The sequence below is a fragment of the Gemmatimonadaceae bacterium genome, from assembly GCA_020852815.1.
Classification (GTDB): Bacteria; Gemmatimonadota; Gemmatimonadetes; order Gemmatimonadales; family Gemmatimonadaceae; genus SCN-70-22.
This window is the reverse complement of sequence record JADZAN010000001.1, coordinates 132,579-158,953: the sequence shown is the minus strand read 5'-3', so window position 1 is coordinate 158,953 and position 26,375 is coordinate 132,579. Positions and strand designations below refer to the sequence as shown.

Sequence of the window (26,375 nt, the reverse complement as noted above, 5' to 3'; positions counted from 1 at the left end):
CTGGCCGGCGTCAACGACATCAACCTCGTGGAGCTGCAACGCGTGACCGGCGCGCGCGTGGCGATGCGGGGCGACACGCTCACGCTCTCCGGGCTCCCCGACACGGTGGAACGCGCCATCGCCGTGGCCCAGCGGATGATCGACACGGCACGCCAGCGCGGGGCGCTGGAGGCCGACGACGTCCTGCGCATGTCGCTGGACGCCTCGCGCGACGGCGCCGAGGATGACCTTCGCATCGCCCTCCCCGGGGTGCGCCGCATCATCCAGCCCAAGACCCCGGGACAGGCGGCGTACCTCAAGGCGATCGCCGAGCACGACATCGTCATCGGCATCGGGCCGGCGGGGACGGGGAAGACCTACCTCGCGGTTGCCGCCGCGGTCGACGCGCTCTCACGCAAGCGCGTACGGCGCATCATCCTCGCGCGCCCGGCGGTCGAGGCGGGCGAGAGCCTCGGCTTCCTTCCCGGCGACCTGCAGGCCAAGGTCGATCCGTACCTTCGCCCGCTGTACGACGCGCTCGAGGACATGATGCCGCTGGAGCGCATGCAGAAGGCGCTGGAAACGCGCGTCATCGAGATCGCCCCGCTCGCCTACATGCGCGGGCGCACGCTCAACGATGCCTTCGTCATCCTTGACGAGTCGCAGAACGCCACCAACGCGCAGATGAAGATGTTCCTCACGCGACTGGGGGCCAACTCGAAGACCGTGATCACCGGCGACAAGACGCAGATCGACCTCCCCAAGCGCGAGGAGTCGGGGCTGTTGCAGATCGAGCGCATCCTGTCGCACATCGAGGGGATCGCGATCCACTACCTGTCGGACGTGGACGTGGTGCGGCATCGCCTGGTGCGCGAGATCATCCGGGCGTACGCCGAGGACCTGGGCGCCTGACCGGCATGGACGACGACCCTTCTCCCGGAAGATCGCGCGCTCGTTCACGGCGCGCGCGACCGCAGCAGCTTGATGTGCGCGTCTCGAGCACGGTGGGACGACTCCCGCTCTCGCGCGAGCGCGTGGCCGCCATCGGCGCGCGCGTCCTCGCGGGGGAGCGGACACGCGCGGCGCTCCTCACCGTAACGTTTGTGGGTGATCGCGAGATGGCACGGCTCAACTGGCGCCACCTCGGGCACCGCGGCCCCACCGACATCATCACCTTCCAGCACGCGCAGGTTGCACCTGCCGCGCCGGTGGTCGGCGACGTCTACATCGCCGCGCAGCTCGCCAGGCGCAACGCGGCGGCGGCCGGTTGCTCCTGGCGGGAAGAGCTGGCGCGGCTGACGGTGCACGGCGTCCTGCACGCGCTGGGGTGGGACCATCCCGAGGGGGAGGAACGGCTGCGCGCCCCGATGTGGCGCCGGCAGGAGCGCTGGGTGGCTCGCCTGCGGCAGGCGGGGGCATGGTGACCGCATTGGTCCCGGGCGGAGTCGCATGCTGACCCTGGTCGCGTGGGCCATCGCCGTGCTCGCCGCTCTCGTGGCGGCGTTGTGCGCCGCCTCGGACGGGGCCATGCTCGCCCTCGATCCCGATGAGCCACTCCCCCCGGCGCTCGGCGCGCTGCACGCGCGGCGCGAACGCACGCATCGCGCGCTGGCCTTCGCCCGCGTCATGGCGCAGCTCACCGGCGGGGTGAGCGTGGCATCGGCGCTCGACCTCGCGGCGCGAAGCCGGGGCGAGGCGATCCTCGCCGGGGTGCTGGCGGCGCTGGTGCTGGTAGGGCTCACCGAGTCGCTCGCCCGCAGCGCGGGGAGCGTCGCAGGGACGCGGACAGCCACGCGCCTGTACGGCTTCATCCGCGTGGTGGAGCAGGGACTCGCGCCCATCTCGGCGTTAGGCGGGTGGATCGACGCCACGCTGCACCGCCTCCTCCCGCCCCCCACCGACCGCACCGAGGAGCGCGAGGCGACGGCCGAGCAGTTCATGCAGGTCGTCGCCGCCGAGGCGGAGGTTGGAAAGGAGGAGCGCGGACTCCTCAACTCCGTCTTTCGGCTCGGCGAGGCCGAGGTGCACGAGCTGATGGTGCCGCGTGTCGACATCGTCGCCCTCGATCGCGACACGCCATGGTCGGAGGTGGTGGACCGCGTGCGCAGTTCGGAACACGCGCGCATCCCGGTCTTCCGCGAATCGATCGACGACGTGATCGGGATCCTGTTCGCGAAGGACCTCCTCCCGGCGATTGTGGCTGACGAGGTTCCCGACGACTGGACGACCATCGTGCGCCCGCCCGTCTTCATTCCCGGGGCCAAGAAGGCCGATGCGCAGCTGCGCGACTTCCAGGCGAGCGGGATGCACATCGCCATCGTGGCCGACGAGTTTGGCGGTACGGCGGGACTCATCACGATCGAGGACGTGCTGGAAGAGATCGTGGGCGACATCCGCGACGAGTACGACATCGAGGAGGCGCCCATCGAGCGCGATGGCGACGACCGCTTCTGGATCTCGGCGCGGCTCACGCTGGACGAGGTGTCCGAGGTGCTGGGCGTCGACCTGCGGCACGAGCAGGTGTCGACGTTAGGCGGGCTGGTGTACGAGGTGCTGGGGCGCGTCCCGCGTTCGGGCGAGGAGCTGACCCTTCCCGGCTTTCGCGTGGTGGTGGAGCGCGTCGTGCGCCGCCGGGTGCAACGCGTGTACCTCGAGCGCGAGCGGCCGGAGCCCGAGCCGGAGGAGTGGCGCGCGGACGGGGAACCATGAGCGACGCGACCCTCCTCCTCATCACCATCGGGATCGTGGCCGGGCTCACCGCGGCGGCGACCGCCGTGCGTTCCGTCAGCCGCATCTGGTTGCGTCACTGGGTCGAGCGGCGGCTGCGCGGGGCGGAGACGGCGGCGCTGTACCTGGAACGCCCGCAACGATTGCTCCTGGCGGCGTCGACCGGGGTGGCGATGGTCGTCTTCATGGCCGGCACCTTCATCGCCACGGCGGTGCAGGGCGGGGTGCTCGCGCACGCGCGGGCCATCGTGCTGTATGCCCTTGCCCTCCTTCTGGCGGGGCAGCTGGTCCCGCGCGCGGTGGCGCGCCGCTGGTCGAGCATCCTCATTCCGCTCCTCCTCCCCCTGTTGCGCCTGGTGGAGTTTCTCTTCATGCCCATCCTCCTGCTGGCGCGCCGCCTGACGGGCGAGGCCCGGCGCGAGGCGGCGACGGAGCAGGCCACCGACGCCGAGGCGCTGGAGGAGCTGCTGCGCGAGGGCGAGCTGGAAGGGGTCGGCGAACATACCGAGATCGCCATCATCGAAGGGGTGGTGCAGTTCGCGGAGAAGACGCTGGGCGAGGTCATGACTCCACGGAAGGATGTCTTCGCACTCGCCGTCGCCACGCCGAACGCTGAGGTGGCGCGCCAGGTGGCGCAGTCCCGCTACAGCCGCGTCCCGATGTATGGCGATTCGCTGGACGACGTGCGGGGGATGCTGCACGCCTTCGACCTGTTGCATATCGAAGGAGATGAGCGGCCGCCGCTCCGCCCGGTGACCTTCGCCACCGCCGACATGCCGTGCAACGAGTTCCTGTTCCGGATGATCAGGGGGCGATCGCACCTGGCGGTGGTGCGTGACGCAGAGGGGCGGACCGCGGGGGTCGTGACGCTGGAGGACCTGCTCGAGGAGTTGGTCGGCGAAATCCGCGACGAGCACGACGAGCCCGGCGCAGCGCCGTCCCCGTCGGTCTCCGCTGCACCCGCTGCACCCAGTGCGCCCACAGCGCCCAGCGCGCCCACAGCGCCCTCCGTGCCCGGCGCTGTCGGTGCGACGAGCGCGGCGCCTCCCGACGCGTCGGCGCCGCCGCGACCGCGCGCCCACTAGTTTTTCCTCCCGTGATCCCCGACTCGCCTGTCCTCGCGCCCGCGCTGACGCGACTGCTCGCCGACTTCGACGCGCGCAAGCCGGCCGCGCTCGCGCGCGTGGTGAGCATGGTGGAGAACCAGCGTGACGGCTTCGACGCGCTGCTGGCGGTGCTGCACGCGCGGCTTGGGCGGGCGCGCCGCATCGGCATCACTGGGCCCCCCGGTGCCGGAAAGAGCACGCTGACGACGCAGCTCACGCGCGCCTATCGCGAGGTGGGGCTGACGGTGGGGATCGTCGCGGTGGACCCCACGTCGCCCTTCACGGGTGGCGCGCTGCTGGGCGACCGGATCCGCATGGAGGAGGTGGCGCTCGACCCGGGGGTGTACATCCGGTCGCTGGCAACGCGCGGGTCGTTAGGCGGCCTGTCGTCGGCCACGCGCGTGGTGGCGGATGTGCTCGACGCCTATGGCTTCGACCGCATCCTGATGGAGACAGTCGGCGTCGGGCAGAGCGAACTCGATATCGCGCGCGCGGCGGAGAGCACGCTGGTGGTCCTCGTGCCAGAGTCGGGCGACTCGATCCAGACGCTCAAGGCCGGCTTGATGGAGATCGCCGACCTGTTCGCCGTGAACAAGGCCGATCGCCCAGGGGCGGACCGCGTGCGCAACGACATCGAGCTGATGCTGGGAATGCGCGCCGGGATCGCCCTGCGGCAGGTGCCGGCGCATCACGGGGTGGACCTGGCGACGATCAACAACCCCGGACGCGTGGCGCGCGCGGCGGCGCGCGGCGACCAGGAGGAGCAATGGATTCCGCCGGTCTTGCGCACCGTGGCGGCAAAGGGCGAAGGGATCGCCGACCTCGTCGACGCGTTCGATCGCCACTTCCGCTATCTTGAGGCGAGCGGGGAACTGACGCGACGGCGCCGCGCGCGCTGGCGCGAGCAGATCATCGAGGTGGCCGAGCAGCGCCTGCGCCGCCGGGTGTGGGACGATGCGGCGATCCGGGCGTTCATCGACGACGCACTCCCGGGCGTCGAGGCAGGAACCAGCACGCCGTTTGGCATCGCCGACGAACTGTTGCGGCGCGGTGCCGGCATCCTAACGAGGACCGACCCATGACGTCGACGCGCGACCTGGCGGATACCGTTCGCGAGCAGCAGGAGGAGATCGAGCGGCTTCGGGGAGAGGTGGACCGGTGGCGCGCGCGCTTCGAGCAGGGCGAGAAGCGCGAGATCGCCTTCGTGAACTCGGACAAGGAGGTCGACCCCGTCTATACGGTGCTCGACGTCCTCCCGGGCGATCCGCTGGCGCTCCCCCTGCCGGGCGACTTCCCGTACACGCGCGGCATCCACCCCACCGGATATCGCGGGCGGTTGTGGACGATGCGCCAGTTTGCCGGCTTCGGCACGGCGCGGGAAACCAACCAGCGCTTCAAGTTCCTCCTCGAGCACGGGCAGACCGGGCTCTCGACCGCGTTCGACTTCCCCACGCTCATGGGGTACGACTCGGACCATCCGCGGTCCGAGGGCGAGGTCGGGAAGACGGGGGTGGCGATTTCGTCGCTGGCCGACATGGAGACGCTCTTCGAGGGGATTCCGCTCGACCAGGTCTCGACCTCGATGACGATCAACGGTCCGGCCGTCATCCTCTTCTGCTTCTACGTTGCGGCTGCCGAACGGCAGGGCGTGCGTCCCGCGCAGATCATGGGGACGGTGCAGAACGACATCCTCAAGGAGTACATGGCGCAGCACGCGTGGGTCTATCCCATCGAGCCGGCGTTGCGCCTGATCGTCGATCTCTTCGAGTGGGGGGCGACGCACACCCCCAAGTGGAACACCGTCTCCATCAGCGGCTACCACATTCGCGAGGCGGGCGCGACCGCGGCGCAGGAACTGGCCTTCACGCTCGCCAACGGCTTCACCTATGTGGAGCGCGGGATGGCGCGCGGGCTCGACGTCGACGCGTTCGCGCCCCGGCTGTCGTTCTTCTTCGACATCCACAACGACTTCTTCGAGGAGATCGCCAAGCTGCGTGCCGCGCGGCGCATCTGGGCCCGGCGCCTCAAGGCGCGCTACGGGGCGAAGGATCCGCGCTCCTGGATGTTGCGCTTCCACTCGCAGACGGCGGGGGTGACGCTCACGGCGCAACAGCCGATGAACAACGTGGTGCGCGTGGCCTACCAGGCGATGGCCGCGGTGCTGGGCGGGACGCAGTCGCTGCACACCAACTCGATGGACGAGACGCTGGCGCTCCCCACGGAAGCGGCGGTGCAGGTGGCGTTGCGCACGCAGCAGGTGCTGGCCTACGAGACGGGCGTCCCCAATGTCTCCGACCCGTTAGGCGGTTCCTACTACGTCGAGGCGCTCACCGACCAGCTCGAGGCGGCGGCGGAACAGATCTTTGCCGAGATCGAGGAGCAGGGGGGCGTGGTGAAGGGGATCGAACAGGGGTGGTTCCAGCGGAAGATCGCCGAGAGCGCGATGCGCCAGCAGTGGGAGATCGAGCAGCGGCGGCGGCTGGTGGTCGGCGTGAACGAGTTCGTGACGCAGGAGCCGGAGCTGTCGATCCCGGTGCTCAAGGTGGGCAAGGAGGCCGACGACACGCAGCGCCAGCGGCTCGCCGAGTTGCGCGCGTCGCGCGACGCGGCGCTCGTGCAGCAGCGACTCGATGCGCTGCGCGCAGCGGCGCGCACCGACGCCAACATGATCCCGTTCATCCTCGACTGCGCCCGGGCGTATTGCACGCTCTATGAGATCCGCGCCGCGATGGAGGACGTGTTCGGGGCGTACCGGGAGCCGGTGTTCTTTTGAGAAGACGAGAGGACGGGAAGACGAGAAGACGAGGGGAGGAGTGGTGGGCGTCGTACTTCGATGCGCAGTACCTCCTGGAGTACGAACCGATCTTTACGTTGCAGAAGGATCGGGAGGAGGTGGCGCGGCTCCTCGAGGTGTTGCAGCTGCCGGTTGGGGCGCGGGTGCTCGACGTGCCGTGCGGGCAGGGACGGCATGCGCACCTGCTGGCGGAGGCGGGCTACGATGTCGATGGGCTCGACTATTCGGCGCACCTCCTCGCCAAGGCCAAGGCGCGCGGGACCGGGAAGACGTTGCGCTACACGCGCGGCGACATGCGAACGCTCCCCGCGCGCTGGACCGGACGATTCGATGCGGTCGTCAACCTGTTCACGTCGTTTGGCTTCTTCGTGGAGCCCGACGACGACGCACGCGTGATCGCCGAGTTTGCCCGTGTGCTCAAGCCTGGCGGCGTCCTCGTCTGGCACGGCGGGAGCCGCGACGGCGTCATGGCGCGCTTCCTCTCCAAGGACTGGTGGCTCTCCGACAACGGGACCATGGTGGCGCATGAGCGCTCGTTCGACCCGCTCTCCGGCGTGCTGACGATTCGCTCGACCTTTCGCGGGCCCAAGGTGCAAGGCGAGCGTGAGCACCGAATCCGGTTGTACACGGCCACGCGAATCTCCGAATTGTGCGCCGCCGCCGGGCTGGTCGTGGAGCAGGCGTTCGAAGCGTTCACCGAGAAGCCGCTGCGGCGCCGGTCGAGCGAAATGATGCTGGTGGCGCGGCGCGACTAGGGGGACTGCTACCCTGCCGTCAGGAGGCGCGGGCGGCTACTTTTTGTATGCAATTCAACGTCCTGCACCCTCTTGTCGCCGGTCCCCTCAACGGCGTTCCCGACATGTCCCGACCCATTCGCGTGCTGATTGCCAAGCCGGGCCTCGACGGTCACGACCGCGGGGCCAAGGTCGTCGCTGCCTCGTTGCGCGACGCCGGCATGGAAGTGATCTACACCGGCCTGCACCAGACCCCCGAGATGATCGCCACGGCGGCGGTCCAGGAAGACGTCGACGTGGTCGGGCTCTCCATCCTCAGTGGGGCGCACATGACGCTCTTCCCGCGCGTGCGACAGCTCCTCGTCGACGCCGGTCGCGAGGACATCCTCATCACGGGGGGAGGAATCATCCCCAGGGAAGACATGGAGGCGCTGCGCGCGCTGGGAATCGGCGAGCTGTTTGGTCCCGGGACGCCGACGGCCGCGCTGGTGGAGTACATCCGGGACTGGTTTCAGCAGCATCAGCCGGCCGCATGACGTCGCGACTTCGTGAACTGAGCGCGGAGGTCCGCTCGCTCGAAGCGGCGCTGCGGCAAGGGGGCGGGGCGGACAAGATCGCGCGGCAGCATACACAGGGAAAGCTGACCGCTCGCGAACGCATCGACGCCCTCTGCGATGCGGGGACGACCTTCGTCGAGATCGGGTTGCTCGTGGCGTACGACCAGTATGACTCCCAGGCGCCGGGCGCCGGTGTCGTCACGGGAATTGGCCACGTGCACGGGCGCGAAGTGGTCATCGTGGCCAACGATGCCACGGTGAAGGCCGGGTCGTGGTGGCCGGAGACGATCAAGAAGATGCTGCGCGCGCAGGAGATTGCGATGCGCTGTCGCATCCCGATCATCTACCTCGTCGACTCGGCGGGGGTGAACCTCCCGTACCAGGGCGGCGTCTTTCCCGGTCAATACGGTGCGGCGCGGCTCTTCTACTACAACTCGATCATGCGCCGTTACCTGCGCATTCCGCAGATTGCGGCGGTGATGGGGCCGTGCATTGCCGGCGGCGCGTACCTGCCGGCGTTGAGCGACGTGATCCTGATGGTGAAGGGGACGTCGTTCATGGGGCTGGGCGGTCCCAACCTGGTGAAGGGGGCGACGGGGCAGACGATCGACGGCGAGACGCTGGGCGGTGCGACGACGCACACCGAGGTGAGCGGGGTGGCGCACTACGCGGTGGATGATGATCCGGCGTGCGTGGCGAAGATTCGCGAGTTGGTGGCTCGGTTGCCGCGGGAGGGGGCGGGGGCCCCCCCCCGCTTTGAAAATACCTCCGCCGACCCCAACCGCCCTCACCATTCCAACCCGCTCAGTACCAAAACCACCGCAACCACCGCCGCCGACTCCGACGCGCTCTACGACCTCCTCCCCGCGGACCATCGCATGTCGTACGACATGCACACCGTCCTCCGCGCCATCCTCGACAACGGAGCGCTCGACGAGTTCCAGCCCCAGTTGGCCCGTGAGATGATCTGCGGCGACGGGGCCATCGAGGGCATCCAGGTCGCGGTGATCGCCAACCAGCGCGGACTCATCAAGGGGCGTCCGGGCGAGAAGCCGCGCTTTGGCGGGATCGTCTACGCCGAGAGCGCGGACAAGGTCGCCTACTTCATCGATCGCTGCGACCGTCAGGGGATTCCGATCCTCTTCGTGCAGGACGTCTCGGGCTTCATGGTGGGCGCCGAAGCGGAGCACGAGGGAATCATTCGCGCCGGTGCGCGCTTCGTCGAGGCCATGGCCTGCGCGCGCGTCCCCAAGTTGGTGCTGACGGTAAACCATGCGTCGGGCGCCGGCTACTACGCGATGGCGGCGCAGGGGTTCGACCCCGACTTCATCTTCTCCTGGCCCACCGGGCGCATGGGGGTGATGGAGGGCGAGTCGGCCATCCAGGCCGTGCACGGCGTTGCGATCGACGCCGCCAGGAAGGCGGGAAAGGCGCTCGCCCCCGAGGTGCAGGGCTCCATCGACGAGATGCGCGCCGACTACGAACACCAGCTCGACGCTCGTTATGCAGCGGCGCGCGGCTACGTCGATGCCATCGTCCATCCCGAGGACACGCGCCACACCCTCGCGATCGCCCTCCGTGCCTCGCGCCACAACAGCGGACCGCACATCGGGGCCTTCGTGCTCCCGCCTCAACCGGAGATTGCTCGGTGAAATCACTCGTTCGTGTCGCCTCGGGCCAGGGTTTCTGGGGCGATTGGCTGGAGGCGCCGCGCCGCCAGGTGGAGGGTGGCCAGGTCGACTACCTGATGCTCGACTACCTGGCCGAGGTCACGATGTCGATCCTCCAGAAGCAGAAGGAGCGCGATCCCCGCATGGGGTATGCGCGCGATTTCATCGGGGCCATCGAGTCGGTGCTTCCGGGTATTGTCGAGCGCGGCGTGAAGGTGATTGCGAATGCGGGCGGGGTGAACCCGCGCGCCTGCGCCGACGCGCTCCTCGCCCTCGCCGACCAGAAGGGGGTGCGGGGACAACTCGTCCTCGGCGTCGTCACCGGCGACGATCTCCTGCCGCGGCTCGATGAACTCATGGCGCAGGGGCACGCCCTTGCCAACATGGACACGGGCGAGCCGTTGTCGCTCGTGCGCGACCGCGTCCTCTCGGCCAACGCGTACATCGGCTCCGACCCCATCGTCGAGGCGTTAGGCAGGGGGGCCAACGTCGTCGTCACCGGACGCTCGACCGACACCGCGCTCACCATGGCGCCGTTGCGCTACGAGTTCGGCTGGGGGGCGGGCGACTGGGACAAGATGGCCGCGGGGATCATCGCCGGTCACATCATCGAGTGTGGCGCCCAGTGCTCGGGGGGCAACTGCCTCAAGGACTGGCAGACCATTCCCGACGTCTGGAACATCGGCTATCCCATCGTCGACGCGCGTCCCGACGGGACGTTCGAGATCTGCAAGCATCCCGGCACCGGCGGCCGCATCGACGTCTCCACCGTCACCGAACAGTTGGTCTACGAGATGGGCGATCCCCACGCGTATATCACGCCCGATGTCGTGGCCGACTTCACCTCGATCCAGCTGCAACAGGCGGGCGAGGACCGGGTGCGCGTGTACGGCATCACCGGGGGGCCGCCCACCGACAAGCTCAAGGTCTCCATTGCCTATCGTTCCGGCTACAAGGCGGTGGGAACGCTCGTCTACGCTTGGCCCGACGCGCTCGCCAAGGCGAAGGCGGCCGATGCGGTGCTTCGGCGCCGCCTCGAATACCTGGGGCTGTCGTTCGACACCGTCGTCACCGAGTACGTGGGGGCCAACGCGACGCACGGTCCGCTGGCCGGCGACGTGGACGACCTTCCCGAGGTGCAGCTCCGCGTTGGTGTTCGCGGGCAGGACAAGGCGATGGTCGAGCGCTTCACGCGCGAGCTGATTCCGATGGTCCTCAACGGCCCGCCGAGCGTGACCGGCTTTGCAGCTGGCCGCCCCAAGGTCGAGGAAATCGTGGCCTACTGGCCCGCGTTGATCGACAAGACCGTCGTCCGGACCCAGGTGGAGGTGGTGCGATGAAGGTCCGCCTGCTCGACCTCGCCCACGCCCGCTCTGGCGACAAGGGCGACACCGCCAACGTCGGCGTCATCGCGCTCCGGCCGGAGTGGTACCCGTTGCTCGCGCGCGAGCTCACGCTGGAGCGCGTCGCCGCGCACTTCCGCGGCGTCATCACCGGCGGCGTGCAACGCTACGAGCTCCCCAACCTCAAGGCGCTCAACTTCCTCCTGCACGGCGCCCTGGACGGCGGCGGGACGCTGTCGCTCAAGACCGACGCCCAGGGAAAGGTCTTCTCCACAGCCATGCTCCGCATGGTGCTCGACATCCCCGACGCCGAGGCCAGCTCGTTAGGCCTCCCGCCGGCGCCGTGAGCACGGGGCGCCCCGGATGAGCACCTTCACGAAGGTGAAGCTCGCCCTCACCCTCATCGGGTTGATCCTGTTCGCGTACGGGGCGCGTACCGACGACGCCACGATCCGCGCGATCGGCATCGGCTTCGTGGCGGTGGCCTGGGTGATGCGCTTCTTCAATCGAGCGCGCGCCACCTCGGCGCCTCCCGGCGACGGCGACGCCGGCACTCCCTCCTAGCGTACGCCCGCCGCCCGTGGCCAGGCGCCCCCTGCGGGCGCGGCCTCGTCAGGCGCTGCCGTCCCTCGCGCGCCGGTGCCACGCCGCGCGCCGGTCGTGCAGGAGCGTCATCCAATCGTCCATCCCGCTGCCGCGCTTTGACGAAACTTCGAGGATCGTCATCCCCGGGCGCACGTCGTGGATCGCCGCGTGTGCCGCCGCGCGATCGAAGTCGCAGGCCTCGGCGAGATCCATCTTGGTGATCACTGCCACGTCGGCCGAGTTGAACATCGTTGGGTACTTGAGCGGCTTGTCCTCGCCCTCAGTGACGGAAAGCAGCGCGACGCGCAGCGCCTCGCCCAGGTCGTAGCTGGCGGGGCACACCAGGTTCCCCACGTTCTCGATGAAGAGGAAGTCGAGCGCCGAGAGCTCCCACTCCCCGAGGAAATCGCCGATCATCTCCGCCTCGAGATGACAGCGCCCATGGGTGTTGATCTGGCGCGCCGGAGCGCCGCTGCGCGCGAGGCGCCTGGCATCGTGGTCGGTTTCGAGGTCGCCCACCAACGCCGCCGTGCGCACCCCGCGCGCCACGAGCTCCGTGAGCGTGCGCTCGAGGAACTGTGTCTTTCCCGTCCCCGGGCTGGAGACGAGGTTCACGACGTACACACCCGCCTCCTCGAACCGCGCACGCAGCGCGCGCGCCAGCTCGTCGTTCTTCTTGAGGATCCCCGCGCGGACTTCAACGATGCGCGTCTGGCTCATGGCGCGATCTCCAACGAGGCAATCTCCAACTCGCGTCCCTGGCGAATCTCGCCGCACGGTGTCGCGCACGTGGGGCAACGAAAGCTCTGCACGCCGGGGAGCTCGACGGTGGTGAGGCAGTGCGCGCACCAGACGACCAGCGGCACGTCCACGATCTCCAGGCGCGACCCTTCGAGGAACGTCCCCTGCGTGGCGGCGTCGTAACAGAAGCGCAGGGCGCCCGGTTCCACCCCGGCCAGTCGCCCCACCTTGAGCTGCACCGCCACCACCCGTTCGGCGTTTGCCTCTCGAGCCGCGGCGGTTGCCTGTTCGACGATTCCCTGTGCCAGTGACAGCTCGTGCATCAACCTCGGGGTGGGCGGCGGCTCGGGCGTGAAACGCGCGCACGGCGCGCGTAGTGCGTGCGCAGTGCTTCTCACGTCTGGACGCGAAATCTCGCCGGTGTGCCCGGAGACTCCAAGTTCTCGCGCGCCTTACCCGTGCGAGGGACGGGCCGCAGCATGATCCCGGTCAGTCTCACCCGGAGCGGCCGCAGCCGCACGCCAAAGCGCGCCAAAGCGCGACACTGCGCGCCACTGCGCGCCACTGCGCGACACGCGATATTGCACGCGCGGCGCCCGCGAACGACGCGGCCAGGCGCTGAGACAGGCCATCACACGCCGCCGGCGAGGATACGGCATGAACCTGGGGATCCTGACCTTCGTCAGCGTGGGCTTCCTGGTCGGATTCCGGCACGCCTTCGAGCCGGACCACCTTGCGGCGGTCACCACGCTCGCCACGCGCGAACGCGGGCTGGGGCACGCCGCGCGCCTCGGCGTGGCGTGGGGCGTGGGGCACACGGCGAGCGTCGCCGTGGTGGCGATCGCCCTCATCCTCCTCGGCGTGCACGTCCCGCCGCACTTCCATCGCTTGGCGGAGTTAGGCGTCGCCGTTCTCCTCGTCGCGCTCGGCGTGTCCACGCTCCTTGCCGAGGCGCGCCGTCACCGGCTGGGGCTGGGAATGCCGCACGCGTACGCCCACGCCGCGCAGCGGGCGCATTCGCACGATCCGTCCATCCGTACCGTCTCGCGCTCCCTCTGGTTTGGCGTCGCGCACGGAATGGCGGGGAGCGGGGCGGTCATCGCCCTCCTCGTGGCAGCTGCGTCGTCTGTCGAGGCGCAGTTCGGCTACCTCGCGGCTTTTGGACTGGGGACCGTGGCAGGGATGTCGATGGTCTCACTCCTTACCGGCGCCGTCTCAGCCCTGGCGGCGGCGCGCAGTGCACGAGTCGCCCGGCATATCCGGATTGGCTCCGCGCTCGCCTCTTCGCTGGTTGGTGTGATGCTCGGCTGGCGGACCGTTGTGGGCTGACGGCCATTGGTGGGTGGCTGGTTAGATTCCGATCGCCATGTCCAAGCGCCGCATCCCGGAACTCCTCGCCCCCGCCGGCTCCATCGACGCCGTGCGCGCTGCTGTCGCCAACGGGGCCAACGCCGTCTACCTGGGCGCCGAGCGCTTCAACGCCCGCGACGAGGGGGCGCAGCTCACGCTCGATGAGCTGGAACAGGCGTGCCTCATCGCGCACGCCGGCGGAACGCGCGTCTACCTCACGCTCAACATCCTCACCAAGCCCGCGGAGCTGGCCGATGCACTCGCGCTCCTCGGCGAGGCCATCGACCGGGGAATAGACGCGGCCATCGTGCAGGACCTTGGATTGGTGCGCCTCATTCAGCGCGTGTATCCCGGCTTCGAGGTGCATGGCTCCACGCAGATGACGGTGCACGACGCCGACGGGGCGCGCCTCATGCGCGACCTCGGGCTCGAGCGCGTGGTGCTGGCGCGCGAGAACACGCTGGACGACGTGCGCGCCATCCGTGCGGCGGTGCCCGACATGGGGCTCGAGACGTTCGTGCACGGTGCGCTCTGCATCTCTTACTCCGGACAGTGCTTCATGTCGGGGATGATTTCCGAACGAAGCGCCAACCGCGGCTCGTGCGCGCAGTCGTGTCGCAAGGATTACATCCTGACCGATGCGACGACGGGCGATGAACTGGATCGCGGCTACCTCATCTCGGCGAAGGACCTGGCGGCGCACGACCAGATTGCCGAGTTGGCGGAGCTGGGGGTCGGCTGCCTCAAGGTGGAGGGGCGCAAGAAGAAGCCGGAATACGTGGCGACGGTGACGCGCACCTATCGCGATCTCCTCGATCGCGTTGCGGCTGGCGAGAACGTCTCGGCCACTCCAGAGGAGATTCGCCCGCTCGTCCAGATCTTCTCGCGCGGCTTCACCAGCGGAATGTTCACCGGGCGCCAGGGGCGCGACTACATCACGCGCACGCAGCCCGACAATCGGGGGCACGAACTCGGCGTGGTGCTCGGCCGGGAGGGGAACGACCTCATCATCGAAGTCACGCACGCCGTGCAGCCGGGCGATGGGCTGGGCTTCGAGCCGCCGGAAGGAACTCCCGGGCGCGCGACCGGCTTTGCGGTGACGCGCGTGCGTACGCTGGGCTCGCGCCAGGGAATGGTGCGCCAGGCCATCACGACGCGCGAGCGCGTGGCGGCGGGGTGGCGTGTGGTGCGCAGCTCGGAGGCGGCGTTGCTCGAGCGCGCCCGCGCCTCGTACGCCGCGCTCCCGCGTCCCGCGCGCGGGGGGCGGCAGCGCCTCGACGTGCGCCTGTTCGGCGGCGCTGGTGCCCCGCTCAAGGCGGTCTTCTCTGTGGGCGACGAGGTGGTGGAGGAGCGCACCGAGACGGTGCTCGCGCCGGCCACCCAGCGCGCCCTCGACTACTCCCGCCTTCGCGAGCAGCTGGCGCGCCTGGGCGAGACGCCGTTCACGTTAGGCACGCTGGACGTGACAGGGCTCCCCGCGGGGCTTTTTCTTCCGGTGAGCGAGGTGAACCGCCTGCGCCAGCGCGCCGTCGACGTCCTGATGACGCGACGCGACTGGGCGCGCGCGGCAGAGGAGGCGGAGCGCTCCGCGCGCATCGACTCGGCCATCGCGGCGCTTCGCGTCACACCCCCTCCGGTGCCGCCAGCTGCTACGCTTTCGGCGGAGGTCTGGACGCTGGACGATGCGCGCGCCGCGGCGAAGGCCGGGGCGAACGAGATCGTCTTCGACCCCTTCCTGCGTCACCCCGTCGCGCCGGCCGCTCGCCTGGCCGCCTTGCGCGACGAGCTGCACGCGGCCGGCGTCGCGCTGCGGCTGCGGACGCCCTCCGTCGTGCGCCCGGAGGAGCGGCGGTCGCTCGACAAGTGGCTGGCGTTGCAGCTGCCGATCCTCACGGGGCACGCGGGACTCGCCGTCGCACTCGCGCGCGAGGGGCGCGACGTGGCCGCCGACTACGCCGTCAACGTCTTCAACGCCTTCACCGCGCAGGAGTTCTTCTCGCGCGGCGTCTCGCGCGTGACGGCATCGGTCGAGCTCACCGCCGACGAGATCGTGCAACTGGTGGCGCCGTGGAATGGAGTCGGCTTCGAGGTCGTGGCCTACGGTCGCCCCGAGGGGATGACGATCGAGCATTGCGTCCTCTCCGCCGCCTTCGATCGCGTCGCCACCACCTGTCGCGACCTCTGCGTGCAGCAGCATCCCGCCGTCGAGCTCACCGACCCCGCCGGCTACACCTTCCCGCTCGCCACCGATTCGGCGTGCCGCAACCGCCTCCTCCACTCGCGCCCCATCGAGGGCTCCGAGTTCATCCCGCGGTTGTGGGAGGGGGGGATTCGCCACTTCCGGGCGCTGTTCAACGTTGGCGGTGACCCGGTGGGCGAGGTGGTGGGCGAGTATGCGCGACTGCTGCGCGCCCTCGCCGCGGGCGATCGCGCTCCCGCGCTCTCCATTCGCGAGTCGCTCGGGCATCGCTTCACGCGCGGCCATTTCGTGCGCGCCGTCTAACGGCCGGCAGCCGCACTTCCATCTTGCGCCCGCCGTGGCCGCTGCGCCCTTCGCGGCCATCGCCCGCGCGGCGAACTGTTCAGGCGCGACGCAGCGCGTCGAACTTGAGGCGGATCTCGAACAGGAGGATCGCCGGCGTGTACGGCTTTTCCAGCACGTGCAATCCCAGCGCCTCCACCTGCGCCACCTCGGGCGAGTCGGCGGGGTAGCCGGACATGTAGATCACGTGCGCCTCGGGGCACTGCGCCGACAGGCGTCGCACGAGTTCGGCCCCGCCCATGCGCGGCATGACGATGTCGGTGAGGATGAGGTCGACCGTGTCGGGGCGCGAGGCCACCAGCTGCAACGCGTCCTCGCCGTCCATCGCCTCCAGCACGGCATACCCCGCGCGGCGCAGCGCGCGCGCGGTGGAGCCGCGCACGTCGGCATCGTCTTCCACGAGCAGGATGGTGCGCGGCGCGTCGCGGGGGAGCGGGGGAGGAGCCGGATGCTCCGCCGTGGCGCGCGAATCGTCGACGACATCGGTGGCCGGGAGCCAGACGCGGAAGGTCGAGCCGGCGCCGAGGGCGCTGTCCACCGCGATCTCCCCACCGTGTGCGCTGACAATGGCCTGGCAGGTGGCCAGCCCGAGCCCGGTGCCACGCCCCGGCGTCTTGGTGGTGTAGAACGGCTCGAAGAGTCGCACGCGCACGTCCTCGCTCATCCCGATCCCCGAGTCCTGCACCTCCAGCACCACGCCGTCCAGCGGCGCCGTCTCGGCGCTGTGCCGTTGCGCCTCGCCGCGCGACGTCCGCAGCTGCAACTCGCCGCCATGCACCATCGCATCGCGCGCATTCACCGCCAGGTTCACGATCACCTGCTCCAGCTGCGCCGGGTCGGCCAGCACGAGCGGCAACGCCTCGCCTAACGAGATGCGCAGCGTGATCGTCTCGCCCAGCAAGCGGTGCAGCATCGTGGCCAGGCTCCCCACGAGCATGTTGACGTCGATCACCCGGGGACGGCTCACGTCGCGTCGCGCAAAGGCCAGCAGCTGCCGCGTGAGTTCGCTGGCCCGCGTCCCGGCGCGACGAATCTCCTCGAGGTCGGGACGGATCCCGTGCTCGTCGGGAAGCGCCTCGCGCGCCATCTCCGCGCTGGTGAGGATCGACGTCAGGAGATTGTTGAAGTCGTGGGCGATGCCCCCCGCCAGGCGTCCGATGCTCTGCATGCGGTTGGCGTGCATCAGGCGCACGTCGAAGTCGGTGCCATCGCGCCCCTCCCCCAGCGCGCCCTCCGGCGTTCCTGCTGTCGCTGGCGATCCCGGCGTGGCGAGATGATCGATGGGGAGCAACGATGCCGCGGCGGCGTCGCGATCGGTGGACGACGCGACATCGGCATGCAACGACGCAGGCGGGGGATTCGTGGCGAGCATCGGCCGGGGGTCGACTGCGGCGCGTGAGGCGCTCGACCGCCAGCGCCACACCGACATCGCGATCGCGCCAACCCCGACCAGCAACGCCGCGGCCACCGTAAGCTGGGGGAGCGCTCCCTCACCGTCGAGCGACGCGTCGCGGCCACCGCGCACGAACGCCAGCGCGACTTCCGCCACTCCGAGAATGACGAGCACCACGCTGTGCGCGCGCACGCGATAGCGCTCGGCGGTCGTGAACTCCTGGCGGCCGCGTGACGCGGCGACCAGCCCCCCCATTACCACGCCTAACGTCACCGTCGTGGCGAGGGCGAGCGTCTCGATCAGGGCATCGATCATGCTGTGGAGCGCCGCGGTGGCGCCGGCATCGCGCGCCCCGGGCTCCTCGCCCTCCGCCGCGTCGCGATGCAATGAATTGGCATGATATGATGTGATTCTGGTGATGGTAAGGGGCGCGCACGGTGCAAGCGTGTGCGGCATGACGCACACCCTCGTCTCGCCGGAGACCTGGCTCCCGCGCTTCGGCATCTCCGCGCTCCGACCGGCGCAACGCAACGCCTTCGATGCCGTGTGCAACGGGCGCGACGTCCTCGTCATCCTCCCCACCGGCGGCGGAAAGTCGCTCTGCTACCAGCTGCCGGCCGCCTGCGGCCTGTCGCCTGCCGTCGTGGTCTCGCCGCTCGTCGCGCTCATGAAGGACCAGGTCGACGCCTTGCGTCACAAGGGTGTCCGCGCGGCGCAGGTCAGCGGTGCCGTGAGCCTGGCCCAGCGCGAGGATGCATGGGACGCCCTCGACGGCCAGGCGCTCGACCTCCTCTACCTCGCGCCAGAGGCGCTCGCCTCCCCGCGCACGCGCGCGCGGCTGGCGCGTGTGGCTCCACGCCTCCTGGCGGTGGACGAGGCGCATTGCATCTCCGAGTGGGGAGAGTCGTTCCGCCCGGCATACCTCGCCTTGGGCGCACTGCGGGCCGATATCGGCAGTCCGCCCACCATCGCCCTCACCGCCACCGCCACCCCACGCACGGCCCGCGACATCGTGCAGCGCCTGCAACTTCGCGACCCGTTGCACATCACGGGCGGCTTCGATCGCGCCAACCTCCGGCTGCACGTGCGCCGTGTCGCGAGCGAGCACGAACGCCTAACGACACTCCTCCAGATGGCCCGCAGCGCACCGGGGGCGGCCGTGATGTACGCCGCGACCCGGCGCGCCACCGAGCAGCTGGCCAGCGCCATTCGCCGCCAGGGCGTCGCCGTCGCCCCGTTCCATGCCGGGCTCCCCCCCGCCGAGCGCGCCCGCCTGCAGGATCGCTTCCTCGACAACCGCCTCGCCATCATCGTCGCCACCAACGCCTTCGGGATGGGCGTCGACAAGCCCGACGTGCGACTCGTGGCACACGCCGAGCCGCCGCTCACGCTCGAAGCGTACTACCAGGAGGCAGGGCGCGGCGGTCGCGACGGCGCCACGGCCGACTGCCACGTCCTCGTCGCGCCTAACGACCTGGCGCGAGCGCGCGCCCGCATCGCCAACGCGCGCGTCTCGGCGCTCCTCATGCAGCGCGTGGTCGACCTCCTGGGCGACGGCCGCGCCGTGACCGCGCTCGCCGCCCTGCGCGACCAGCCGCTCGCACGCCTCGCGCACGCCGTCCAGGCCTCCCTTCACGACGTGGGCGCCGCGCTCCGACTCCTGACCGAGTCAGGCGCGCTGGCGCCCGGCCTCGCCGCGGGCGAGTTGCGCCTCCTCGCCACAGCGGCGCGCATCGCCGCACTCGCCGCCGCGCGCGACGCGGACGCCGAAGCGCTCCAGCAGATCGTGCTCGCCCCGCCTCACTCGTCAGGCAGCACGAAGGGCGCGGCGCTCGCGCCGGCCGCCTCGGACTCCGTGGGCGACGGAGTGCCCCTGGTGATGTCGCGCCGTGCCCTCGACGCCTACGCCCCCGATGGTGACGGGGCGCGACTCCTCGCGCGGTGGGAGGAAGGGCAGCTCGCCCTCTGGCTCCCGGCACACGCGCCATGGCGGCTGCTGCGCCGCCCCTCGCCAGACGAGTTGCAGGGCCTCGCCTCCCGGCACGGCACGCGTCAGGCGCGCGACCTGTGGCGGCACGCGCAGGTGGCGCGACTCGTCGAGACCACGCGTTGCCGCCGACTGGTCCTGCTTCGATATTTCGGCGATCCCGGGCCCACGACTCGTTGCGGCGCGTGTGACGTCTGCGGGTTTGCATCGTGACCGCCGCGCCGCGTGAGTCGTGTGCCTACGTATTCGATGCGCCAACGTGGGCGGCGCGTCTCGCGATGTCGGCGTCGAGTGCCGGCGCTGAGGGCCGACGCGCCCCGCGAACGACGCTCGCAGTCCACGTTTCTCACGACATACCGCGGCGCGCGTCGCCGCAGAACGGCATGGACGACTCCCAGTACTTCTCCGAGCAGCACTATCAGGTCCGCGACATGGTGCGGGCCTTCGCCCGCGACGAAGTCGCTCCGGTCGCCGCCAGGTACGATGCCATCGCCGAGTTTCCGTGGGAGAACATCGCCAAGATGGGCGAACTGGGACTCCTCGGCGTCCCCTGGCCCGAGGAGCTGGGCGGGGCCGGGCTCGACCTGACGAGCTACATGATCGTCATCCACGAACTGGCCAAGGTCGACGCCTCGCACGGCCTCACCGTGTCGGCGCACACGACGCTGGGGACGTCGCCGATCTACTACTTCGGCAGCGACGCCCAAAAGCGGCGCTACATCCCGCTCCTCGCGTCGGGGCGCGTCATGGGCGGCTTTGGCCTCACCGAGGAGGCGGCCGGGAGCGACGCCGGCGGGACGCGCACCACCGCAGTGAAGAAGGGCGATCGCTTCGTCCTCAACGGCTCCAAGCGATTCATCACGCACGGCGGCGTTGGCGAGATCTTCGTCGTCACGGCGGTCACCGACGCCTCCCGCGGGACGCGCGGCGGCATCTCGTCGTTCATCCTCACCAAGCAGAACGACGACCTGGCGCGCGCCCGGGAGCACGGCATCGGGCACGCCGACGAACTCGTCCCCATGCCCGGCTTCAAGTCGGGGCGCAAGGAGGACAAGCTCGGGTGGCGCGCTTCCGACACGCGCGAGTTGATCTTCGAGGACGTCGAAGTCCCGGCGGAAAACCTCCTCGGCACCGAGGGCGAGGGCTTCGCCAACTTCATGCGCACGCTCGACGCCGGGCGCATCGGCATCGCCGCGCTCTCGTTAGGAATCGCCGAGGGCGCCTTCGAGGAAGCGCTCAAGTACTCCACCGTGCGCAAGCAGTTCGGGCAGGCGATTGCCTCATTCCAGGGGATCTCGTTCCAACTGGCGGACATGGCCACGGAGATCGAGGCGGGGAAGCATCTCGTGTATCACGCCGCCGCCATGCTCCAGAAGGGGCTCAACGTGACCAAGACCGCGGCGATGGCCAAGCTCTTCTGCTCCGAGCTGGCCATGCGTGCCACCATCAAGGCGATCCAGGTGCACGGCGGCTATGGCTACACCAAGGAGTATCCCGTCGAGCGCATGATGCGCGACGCCAAGATCTGCGAGATCGGCGAGGGAACGAGCGAGATCCAGCGCCTCGTCATCGCGCGCGAACTGCTCCGGGACGTCACGGCGTGACGCTGTCCAGGCTTGCCACGCGGCTCCGCCTCCCGCTTGGCTTCGTGGTGGGCGGGCTGTACCTCGCATTCGCGCGTCCCAGCGAGCGCACGCTGCTCCTCGGGGCGGTCGTGGCATTCGTCGGCGTCCTCGTGAGGGCGTGGGCCGCCGGGCACATCATCAAGAACGACAAGCTGGCCACCACGGGACCGTACGCACACACACGGAATCCGCTCTACTTCGGGAGCTTCCTCATCGCCTGCGGCTTCGCCATCGCCGCACACTGGGCGCTGCTGTTGTTCGTTGGCCTCTTCTGGGTGCTGATCTACGGGCCAACCATCGCCCGCGAGCGCGCCAAGATCCTCGAGATGTTCCCGGAGGGCTATCCCGACTTCGAGCGCAACGTCCCGGCGTTCTTCCCCCGGCTCACCGCGTGGAAGGGGACGGGAGGGGAGGAGGGAACTGCCTTCAGCCCCGCGCTCTACATGCGGCATGGCGAATGGAAGGCGCTCCTTGGCTATCTTGCAGGCATGACATGGTTGGTCTTGCGACTTCGCGGAGTGATCGGATGAGGCAGGGGGCGGCACTCGCCACCCTGGTTCGTCGCGTCTCCGCCGGGGTCGCGCGCGTCATGGTACGACTTTCCGCTGTTTCACGGGCGCGCGCGCGACTCGCGCACGTCCGGCTCTTCACGCCGAGACCGGCGGGGCGCGTGTCGCCTCGCACCGGACCGGCCGCTGCTGTGGTGCGTGTTTCGGGGGTGACTCCCTGGCATCGCACGTCGGGTTGCATCATCCACGGGTGCACGTCGTTGCCGCCTGCGGCACGTTGGCGCCCAGTGGTGACGACCGCGACGTGTACGATCGCGCGCGCCGTCAGGCAAAATCATCGTCGCACGCGTCTCTTCGGGGGGGCCGCGCTGCGCCCCGGGAGCGCACCCACCCTCTCATGCGTCCGCTCCGCCAGCGCCCTCGAGTCGCGAGGGCACTGGCGAGAGGGGACTTCCGATGAAACGCGAGATACTCATCAGTTCGACGTCGCGGGAAATCCGCGTCGCCATCATCGAGGACGACCAACTCGTTGAGCTCCTGGTCGACCGTCCGGATACACGACGGATGGTCGGCGACATCTTCCTGGGCAAGGTCGAGGCGGTGCAGCCGGGGATCCAGGCCGCCTTCGTCGACATCGGGACCGAGAAAAGCGCGTTCCTCCACGCGTCGGACACGGTCGTGCCCGGCGCCGAGGAGGAGGGCGACGAGGACGGTGACGAGGGCGAGGAAGGGGAGGAATCCGAGGACGCGCCGCGCCGCTCGCGCCGCGCCAAGGCTCCCCCCATCCAGGATGTCCTCAAGAAGGGCGATACCCTCATCGTGCAGGTCTCCAAGGAGCCCATCTCGACCAAGGGCCCCCGGGTGACCGCCGAGGTGTCGCTGGCGGGGCGATTTCTCGTCTACATGCCGCACGCCTCGCGCGTCGGGGTGAGCCGGAAGATCGGCGACCGGACGGAGCGCTCGCGCCTGCGGGAGCAGGTGGAGGCAATCCTCCCGCCAAAGTCGGGCGGCGTCATCGTGCGTACCGTGGGCGAGGACGCCACCCCGGAGGCGTTCCAGCGCGAGCTCAACACGCTCATGGCCACGTGGAAGCGGGTGAAGAAGAAGACCACCTTCGTTCGCGCCCCGGTGCAACTGCATCGCGAGACGTCGCTCACGCGAGGGATCATCCGCGACATCTTTTCCACCAAGGTCGAGAAGATCCAGGTGGACTCGAAGCAGGTCTTCAACGAGATCGTCGAGTACCTCAAGGGGATCGCCCCTGAGCTGATCGAGCGCGTGCAGCTGTACGAAGGGAACGTCCCGCTCTTCGACAAGGCCGACATCGAGACGGAGATTCGCGACCTGTTCAAGCGTCGCTGCGAACTCCCCTCGGGCGGTTACCTGATCATCGAGCCAACCGAGGCGCTGGTCTCGATCGACGTCAATTCGGGGCGCTTCACGGGGAAGAAGGACCCGGAGAAGACCATCCTCAAGACGAACGTCGAGGCGGCCCGCGAGGTCGCCCGGCAGATCCGCCTACGCGACATGGGAGGGATCATCGTCTGCGATTTCATCGACATGGAGACCAAGTCCAACCGGGACCGTGTCCTCCAGGAGCTGCGGACACACCTGGGGCGCGACCGGGCGCGGACCAAGGCTTTCCCGGTCTCCGACCTGGGGCTCGTCGAGATGACGCGGCAGCGAGTGCGGCAGAGCCATCTCCAGCAGATGACCGAGGCGTGCCCGACGTGCAACGGAACCGGACGCGTCTTCACCCCGGAGACCATCGTGCGGCGGGTGGAGCGGTCGGTGAAGCGCATGGCGGTGGAGGGGCGGCGCGAGCAACTGGTGGTGAAGCTGCACCCCGAGGTGGCGCTTTACGTGCTGGACCAGGAGAAGGACTACCTGCGGAAGCTGGAGAAGTCGGCCGGATTCACCGTCGAGATGCGCGACGACCCGCTGCTGCGCCCTGACGAGTTCAAGCTGGTGGTGAAGGGGGCTGGGCGCGACGTGACGCAGCAGTATTCGGTGGCCTGAGGGTGGTTGAGAGACCGGTAGCCGCAGCGCCGGCGTGCTGCGCCGGCAACGGCGCGGCTAGCGGTGTTGAAACCACCGCTAGGGCGGTTGACCGAACCCTTTGCCACGACTAGCTTTTCGGGCTCGCATTCATTTTCCGTTTCGTGACCATGACTTACGCCATCATCCGCACCGGCGGCAAGCAGTATCGGGTGCAGCCCGGGACGACGCTCCGCGTCGCCACGCTCCCCGGCGACGCCGGCGCCGCGGTCGAATTCAACGAAGTGCTGCTCGGCTCCGACGGCTCGACCGTCCGTACCGGCGTTCCGTACCTCTCCGGCGCCAAGGTGACCGGTGAGATCGTGAAGCATGGTCTCGGCGACAAGATCGTCGTCTTCAAGTTCAAGCGCCGGAAGAACTACGCCCGCAAGCAGGGGCACCGGCAGGCGTTCACGGAAGTGCGCATCAAGGACATCACGCTCGGCTGACGAGAGGATCCCATGGCACACAAGAAGGGCGTCGGCTCGTCCCGCAACGGGCGCGACAGCAACCCGAAGTACCGCGGCATCAAGAAGTACGGCGGCGAAGCCGTCCGCGCCGGCAACATCATCGTGCGCCAGTGCGGCACCAAGTGGCATCCCGGGCGCAACGTCGGCCTCGGGACTGACTACACCATCTACGCCCTCGTCGACGGCGTCGTGCGCTTCCACCACAAGGACAAGAAGCGCCAGCAGGTGAGCGTCGACCCGTTCCCGACGGAGACGGTTCCCGCCGCGTAAGCGACACGCGCGGTCCGCTGGCACGTGCCGCCTTGCAACGCCCCCGGAATCCGGGGGCGTTTTCATTGTCGGATGCCGAGCACCCATTGCGGGCCCTGTGGAACCACCCATGTTGTAGTTGCGTAGGGTCACTGTGCGCGGTGGTGCCCACTCGGGGCGAAGGACTGCGCGTCGACGACCGGACACCGGCGAGGGTGGGGCCATGGCGATCTGGAACAAGTTGCGCACCGAACTCGATCGCGCCGGCAAGGCGGCGCAGGGCGCACTGGATGAGGGAAAGCTGCGCCTCGAGGTCTTCCGCGCCCGGCAGTTCGTCGACCGTGCCGCCCAGTCGTTAGGCTACGCCGTCTATCGTTCCCGCACGGGGAAGGAGACGCCCAACGACCACATGATTGCCCGCCTGGTGGATGCCGTGCGCTCGCGCGAGGAGGAACTCGCCGAGCTGGAGGATCGCATGCGCGCGCTCACCGGGCGCAACGTCACGCGCGAGGACGTCCCCGTCGGCGATGCCCCGCCCGCTGACGCGGAGGGCGTTCCACCCGCGGCGACAGACGATCACGCCGCCGCACCGGATGCCGCGGCGCGCCCGGCACCCGACGCCCCGCCGCCCGCCAGCTGAAACGTGGCAGGGCGGCGGCGACGTTCGTGAACCTTGAGCGACCTCGCGGCTACGGCCGGGCGCGATAGTCGGGCGGAAGGGTCTTGTAGCGACGCATCAGATCATCCTGCCGCGACGGGCGTTGCACCTCGCGGCCGCGCACGTACACCTTCTCGGCGTGCGTGTACAGCTCGAACGGGTCGCCGCTCCAGATCACCAGCGTTGCGTCACGCCCGGGCTGCAGCGAACCCACGCGGTCCGCCACCCCATACAGCTCAGCCGGTGTGAGCGTCACCGCGCGGAGCGCCGCGTCCCACGGCATCCCGAAGGCAACGGCCACTCCCGCCTCGTACTTCACGTTGCGCGCGTTGAAGGCGTCGGCGCCGCCCGCGATCACCACGCGCGCCCCCGCCTTCTGCAGTAGCGCGGCGTTCTCCTGTCGCGCCCCGAGGATGGCGAAGTCGCGCGGGATATTGTTCAGCGCCCCCACCAGCACGTAGGCCTTCGCGGCGGCAATCTGCTCCGCCACCTTCCACCCCTCCGACGCCGACGTCAGCGCGAGCTTCAGGTTGAATTCGCGCGCGATGTCGAGCGCGACGAGGAGGTCGCTCGCCCGGTCGGCCTCGATCGCCAGCGGGATCTCGCCCCGCACGACGGGTTGCAGCGCCTCGAGGTCCACCGGGCGCGCCGCGAGCGGACGCGACCCGTTCGCATCGTACCGGTTGCGCCGCTTTGGCCAGTCGCGCGCCTCGGCCAGGACGGCGCGCAGGCGCTGGTACACCTCGGCGCGAGAGGCACCGCGGTCGTTCCCCTTGGACGCGATGTCGGCGAACATCGCGGCCGGCCCCTTGAGCAGGACATCGCCTAACGAGCCGTCGCCAAGGACCACGACGGCGCCCTGTCCGGCGATGAGCCCCCCGCGCGGGACGAGCCCCGCGGTGGTGATCCCGTCGTTGCGCGTCACCTGCAGCAGCGCCGAGGCGGCATTGAAGCCGTCCCAGACGCGCAGCGACGGGACGAATCCGTCGCCCTGCCCGCGCGCGCTCACGTCGACCGTCTCGTCCACGGCGCCGATTTCCGTGAGGCCCAGGGAGGTGGTGGCGTTGAAGATGCCGGGCGTGACCCACTTGCCGGCAGCGTCGATGCGCTGCGCATCGGTCGGAACGGAGACGTTGCTCCCGACGGCGACGATCTTTCCATCGCGCAGGAGGACCGTGCCGCCCTCGATTGGAGGGCCGCTCACCGGGAAGACCCTGGCCCCGGTGATGGCGATGGTCTGTGCGGCGACGATGCGAGGGAGAGTGAGCGCGAGTGCGCTCCCCGCCAGCCATGCCGTGGCGCGAAGTATGGTCCTCATG

At 69.6% G+C, this 26,375-nt stretch carries 25 protein-coding genes; 21 read left to right on the top strand and 4 right to left on the bottom strand.

Going from position 1 to position 26,375, the window contains the following annotated elements:
- The first annotated feature begins 63 nt into the window (after positions 1-63).
- The 12 genes from IT359_00770 (at position 64) to IT359_00715 (ending at position 11,474) form a co-directional block, all read left to right on the top strand.
- The gene (locus tag IT359_00770; GenBank protein MCC6927494.1) at positions 64-891 is read left to right on the top strand and encodes a PhoH family protein; all 828 of its coding nucleotides are present in this window, start codon (positions 64-66) and stop codon (positions 889-891) included.
- Between the two features lie 74 nt (positions 892-965).
- On the top strand, positions 966-1,403 hold the full coding sequence (ybeY, locus tag IT359_00765; GenBank protein MCC6927493.1) for an rRNA maturation RNase YbeY: 438 nt from the start codon (positions 966-968) through the stop codon (positions 1,401-1,403).
- A gap of 25 nt (positions 1,404-1,428) precedes the next feature.
- Positions 1,429-2,688, top strand: a complete 1,260-nt coding sequence (locus tag IT359_00760; GenBank protein MCC6927492.1) for an HlyC/CorC family transporter — start codon at positions 1,429-1,431, stop codon at positions 2,686-2,688.
- A complete protein-coding gene (locus tag IT359_00755) occupies positions 2,685-3,791 on the top strand; it encodes a DUF21 domain-containing protein (GenBank protein ID MCC6927491.1) in 1,107 nt (368 codons plus the stop codon). Before IT359_00760 ends, IT359_00755 begins: the two co-directional genes overlap by 4 nt.
- Positions 3,792-3,898: 107 nt before the next feature.
- A complete protein-coding gene (meaB, locus tag IT359_00750; protein ID MCC6927490.1) occupies positions 3,899-4,894 on the top strand; it encodes a methylmalonyl Co-A mutase-associated GTPase MeaB in 996 nt (331 codons plus the stop codon).
- Complete coding sequence (locus IT359_00745; GenBank protein ID MCC6927489.1) at positions 4,891-6,585, top strand: methylmalonyl-CoA mutase; 1,695 nt, start codon at positions 4,891-4,893, stop codon at positions 6,583-6,585. The genes meaB and IT359_00745 overlap by 4 nt, the downstream gene beginning before the upstream one ends.
- Positions 6,582-7,361: a methyltransferase domain-containing protein gene (locus tag IT359_00740; protein MCC6927488.1), complete on the top strand. Its 780-nt coding sequence runs from the start codon at positions 6,582-6,584 to the stop codon at positions 7,359-7,361. The genes IT359_00745 and IT359_00740 overlap by 4 nt, the downstream gene beginning before the upstream one ends.
- A 104-nt stretch (positions 7,362-7,465) precedes the next feature.
- A complete protein-coding gene (locus IT359_00735; protein MCC6927487.1) occupies positions 7,466-7,876 on the top strand; it encodes a cobalamin B12-binding domain-containing protein in 411 nt (136 codons plus the stop codon).
- Positions 7,873-9,549, top strand: coding sequence for an acyl-CoA carboxylase subunit beta (locus IT359_00730; GenBank protein MCC6927486.1), 1,677 nt, complete (start codon positions 7,873-7,875; stop codon positions 9,547-9,549). The genes IT359_00735 and IT359_00730 overlap by 4 nt, the downstream gene beginning before the upstream one ends.
- Positions 9,546-10,907 carry a DUF1446 domain-containing protein gene (locus tag IT359_00725; protein MCC6927485.1) on the top strand — a complete coding sequence of 454 codons (1,362 nt, stop codon included), beginning with the start codon at positions 9,546-9,548 and terminating at the stop codon, positions 10,905-10,907. The genes IT359_00730 and IT359_00725 overlap by 4 nt, the downstream gene beginning before the upstream one ends.
- On the top strand, positions 10,904-11,257 hold the full coding sequence (locus IT359_00720) for a hypothetical protein (protein ID MCC6927484.1): 354 nt from the start codon (positions 10,904-10,906) through the stop codon (positions 11,255-11,257). Before IT359_00725 ends, IT359_00720 begins: the two co-directional genes overlap by 4 nt.
- A gap of 16 nt (positions 11,258-11,273) precedes the next feature.
- On the top strand, positions 11,274-11,474 hold the full coding sequence (locus IT359_00715; GenBank protein MCC6927483.1) for a hypothetical protein: 201 nt from the start codon (positions 11,274-11,276) through the stop codon (positions 11,472-11,474).
- A 48-nt stretch (positions 11,475-11,522) separates the two neighbouring features.
- Here the strand turns inward: IT359_00715 and hypB are convergent, their stop codons facing one another.
- Together hypB and hypA are read right to left on the bottom strand one after the other, a co-directional pair.
- Complete coding sequence (gene hypB, locus IT359_00710) at positions 11,523-12,215, bottom strand: hydrogenase nickel incorporation protein HypB (protein ID MCC6927482.1); 693 nt, start codon at positions 12,213-12,215, stop codon at positions 11,523-11,525.
- On the bottom strand, positions 12,212-12,559 hold the full coding sequence (gene hypA, locus IT359_00705) for a hydrogenase maturation nickel metallochaperone HypA (GenBank protein ID MCC6927481.1): 348 nt from the start codon (positions 12,557-12,559) through the stop codon (positions 12,212-12,214). The genes hypB and hypA overlap by 4 nt, the downstream gene beginning before the upstream one ends.
- Before the next feature lie 334 nt (positions 12,560-12,893).
- Here hypA and IT359_00700 point away from each other — a divergent pair, with 334 nt between their 5' ends.
- Both IT359_00700 and IT359_00695 read left to right on the top strand, forming a co-directional pair.
- Positions 12,894-13,565, top strand: coding sequence for a sulfite exporter TauE/SafE family protein (locus IT359_00700; protein MCC6927480.1), 672 nt, complete (start codon positions 12,894-12,896; stop codon positions 13,563-13,565).
- Positions 13,566-13,602: 37 nt separating this feature from the next.
- Positions 13,603-16,089, top strand: coding sequence for a U32 family peptidase (locus IT359_00695; protein MCC6927479.1), 2,487 nt, complete (start codon positions 13,603-13,605; stop codon positions 16,087-16,089).
- A gap of 79 nt (positions 16,090-16,168) precedes the next feature.
- On the opposite strand, the gene IT359_00690 is transcribed toward IT359_00695, so the two are convergent.
- Complete coding sequence (locus tag IT359_00690) at positions 16,169-17,908, bottom strand: response regulator (GenBank protein MCC6927478.1); 1,740 nt, start codon at positions 17,906-17,908, stop codon at positions 16,169-16,171.
- Positions 17,909-17,975: 67 nt separating this feature from the next.
- Between IT359_00690 and IT359_00685 the strand changes: the two genes are divergently transcribed.
- The 7 genes from IT359_00685 (at position 17,976) to IT359_00655 (ending at position 25,038) form a co-directional block, all read left to right on the top strand.
- Complete coding sequence (locus IT359_00685; GenBank protein MCC6927477.1) at positions 17,976-19,721, top strand: RecQ family ATP-dependent DNA helicase; 1,746 nt, start codon at positions 17,976-17,978, stop codon at positions 19,719-19,721.
- Positions 19,722-19,891: 170 nt separating this feature from the next.
- Complete coding sequence (locus IT359_00680) at positions 19,892-21,112, top strand: acyl-CoA dehydrogenase family protein (GenBank protein MCC6927476.1); 1,221 nt, start codon at positions 19,892-19,894, stop codon at positions 21,110-21,112.
- A complete protein-coding gene (locus IT359_00675) occupies positions 21,109-21,663 on the top strand; it encodes an isoprenylcysteine carboxylmethyltransferase family protein (protein MCC6927475.1) in 555 nt (184 codons plus the stop codon). The genes IT359_00680 and IT359_00675 overlap by 4 nt, the downstream gene beginning before the upstream one ends.
- A gap of 435 nt (positions 21,664-22,098) precedes the next feature.
- Positions 22,099-23,661 (top strand): Rne/Rng family ribonuclease, encoded by a 1,563-nt coding sequence (locus IT359_00670; protein MCC6927474.1) that lies wholly within the window; start codon positions 22,099-22,101, stop codon positions 23,659-23,661.
- Positions 23,662-23,810: 149 nt separating this feature from the next.
- Positions 23,811-24,128: a 50S ribosomal protein L21 gene (gene rplU / locus IT359_00665; GenBank protein ID MCC6927473.1), complete on the top strand. Its 318-nt coding sequence runs from the start codon at positions 23,811-23,813 to the stop codon at positions 24,126-24,128.
- 12 nt (positions 24,129-24,140) lie between these two features.
- Positions 24,141-24,419: a 50S ribosomal protein L27 gene (rpmA, locus tag IT359_00660; GenBank protein MCC6927472.1), complete on the top strand. Its 279-nt coding sequence runs from the start codon at positions 24,141-24,143 to the stop codon at positions 24,417-24,419.
- A gap of 202 nt (positions 24,420-24,621) precedes the next feature.
- Positions 24,622-25,038, top strand: coding sequence for a hypothetical protein (locus tag IT359_00655; GenBank protein ID MCC6927471.1), 417 nt, complete (start codon positions 24,622-24,624; stop codon positions 25,036-25,038).
- A 49-nt stretch (positions 25,039-25,087) separates the two neighbouring features.
- Here IT359_00655 and IT359_00650 read toward each other — a convergent pair whose 3' ends face one another.
- On the bottom strand, positions 25,088-26,374 hold the full coding sequence (locus IT359_00650) for an amidohydrolase family protein (protein MCC6927470.1): 1,287 nt from the start codon (positions 26,372-26,374) through the stop codon (positions 25,088-25,090).
- Position 26,375 lies beyond the last annotated feature (1 nt).

Excerpts from the sequence above, each read along its gene's own strand:
- IT359_00770 (MCC6927494.1), top strand. The coding sequence starts at position 64 with ATGCGGGGCGACACGCTCACGCTCTCCGGGCTCCCCGACACGGTGGAA.
- IT359_00760 (MCC6927492.1), top strand. The coding sequence starts at position 1,429 with ATGCTGACCCTGGTCGCGTGGGCCATCGCCGTGCTCGCCGCTCTCGTG.
- IT359_00755 (MCC6927491.1), top strand. The coding sequence starts at position 2,685 with ATGAGCGACGCGACCCTCCTCCTCATCACCATCGGGATCGTGGCCGGG.
- meaB (MCC6927490.1), top strand. The coding sequence starts at position 3,899 with ATGGTGGAGAACCAGCGTGACGGCTTCGACGCGCTGCTGGCGGTGCTG.
- IT359_00745 (MCC6927489.1), top strand. The coding sequence starts at position 4,891 with ATGACGTCGACGCGCGACCTGGCGGATACCGTTCGCGAGCAGCAGGAG.
- IT359_00735 (MCC6927487.1), top strand. The coding sequence starts at position 7,466 with ATGTCCCGACCCATTCGCGTGCTGATTGCCAAGCCGGGCCTCGACGGT.
- IT359_00730 (MCC6927486.1), top strand. The coding sequence starts at position 7,873 with ATGACGTCGCGACTTCGTGAACTGAGCGCGGAGGTCCGCTCGCTCGAA.
- IT359_00720 (MCC6927484.1), top strand. The coding sequence starts at position 10,904 with ATGAAGGTCCGCCTGCTCGACCTCGCCCACGCCCGCTCTGGCGACAAG.
- IT359_00715 (MCC6927483.1), top strand. The coding sequence starts at position 11,274 with ATGAGCACCTTCACGAAGGTGAAGCTCGCCCTCACCCTCATCGGGTTG.
- hypB (MCC6927482.1), bottom strand. The coding sequence starts at position 12,215 with ATGAGCCAGACGCGCATCGTTGAAGTCCGCGCGGGGATCCTCAAGAAG.
- hypA (MCC6927481.1), bottom strand. The coding sequence starts at position 12,559 with ATGCACGAGCTGTCACTGGCACAGGGAATCGTCGAACAGGCAACCGCC.
- IT359_00700 (MCC6927480.1), top strand. The coding sequence starts at position 12,894 with ATGAACCTGGGGATCCTGACCTTCGTCAGCGTGGGCTTCCTGGTCGGA.
- IT359_00695 (MCC6927479.1), top strand. The coding sequence starts at position 13,603 with ATGTCCAAGCGCCGCATCCCGGAACTCCTCGCCCCCGCCGGCTCCATC.
- IT359_00685 (MCC6927477.1), top strand. The coding sequence starts at position 17,976 with ATGACGCACACCCTCGTCTCGCCGGAGACCTGGCTCCCGCGCTTCGGC.
- IT359_00680 (MCC6927476.1), top strand. The coding sequence starts at position 19,892 with ATGGACGACTCCCAGTACTTCTCCGAGCAGCACTATCAGGTCCGCGAC.
- IT359_00670 (MCC6927474.1), top strand. The coding sequence starts at position 22,099 with ATGAAACGCGAGATACTCATCAGTTCGACGTCGCGGGAAATCCGCGTC.
- rplU (MCC6927473.1), top strand. The coding sequence starts at position 23,811 with ATGACTTACGCCATCATCCGCACCGGCGGCAAGCAGTATCGGGTGCAG.
- rpmA (MCC6927472.1), top strand. The coding sequence starts at position 24,141 with ATGGCACACAAGAAGGGCGTCGGCTCGTCCCGCAACGGGCGCGACAGC.
- IT359_00655 (MCC6927471.1), top strand. The coding sequence starts at position 24,622 with ATGGCGATCTGGAACAAGTTGCGCACCGAACTCGATCGCGCCGGCAAG.
- IT359_00650 (MCC6927470.1), bottom strand. The coding sequence starts at position 26,374 with ATGAGGACCATACTTCGCGCCACGGCATGGCTGGCGGGGAGCGCACTC.